Source organism: Treponema sp. R8-4-B8, assembly GCF_054786175.1.
This window is the reverse complement of sequence record NZ_BDHE01000246.1, coordinates 1-609: the sequence shown is the minus strand read 5'-3', so window position 1 is coordinate 609 and position 609 is coordinate 1. Positions and strand designations below refer to the sequence as shown.

Annotated in this window: 1 protein-coding gene and 1 pseudogene; both read right to left on the bottom strand. The window is 38.9% G+C overall.

Annotation, left to right across the window (positions count from 1 at the left end; translation table 11 throughout):
* Positions 1 to 344: pseudogene (locus ACYVRA_RS08180) on the bottom strand (ABC transporter permease); the annotation flags it as partial.
* The coding region (locus ACYVRA_RS08175; protein ID WP_461252235.1) for a hypothetical protein at positions 341 to 609 on the bottom strand (269 nt) is incomplete at its 5' end. The pseudogene ACYVRA_RS08180 and the gene ACYVRA_RS08175, both read right to left, overlap by 4 nt.

Below are 609 nucleotides of genomic sequence, written 5' to 3'. Positions count from 1 at the left end.
GGTATGGAAATGAGCAAAATAAAAAAAAGCGAAAGTAAGGCTAATGTTACGGTAACGGGAATGCGTTGAAAAATCAGCGTAGAAACCGCTTCCCCGCGGAAACTTAAAGAAATGCCGGTCCTGCCTGAGATAAAGCCAGAAAGCCAGTCAAGATAGCGTATAACAACATTTCTGTTAAGCCCCATTTCTTCACGTAACGCGGATAATTGTTCCTGTGATGAGTTAATTCCCGCAAGATAGATTGCCGGGTCTCCTCGAATAAGGCTAAAGGCGAGAAAACATAAAATTGAAACAAGAAAAACCGTAATTAAGGCAATTACGATTCTTCTAATTATAAAATTCAATTATTCCGTATCCTGTAAATCGAGGAAAAGTCTACCACTAATAACGGATAATTCTTCGCTCCCGCAAAAGCGCCTGAGCGGAAAACTTTATAATAGAGAATATCCTGTATAAAAACGCTTGCCGCGTTTCCTGTAATTATTCCCTGAGCGCTTTTGTAAAGCTGTTTTCTTTTTGCTTCATTTGTTTCCGTAAGAATCGCGTCATAAGTTTTGTCAAATTCCCCGTTTGAAAAATTGATAAAATTGCCGCTGTTATCTGATCTGT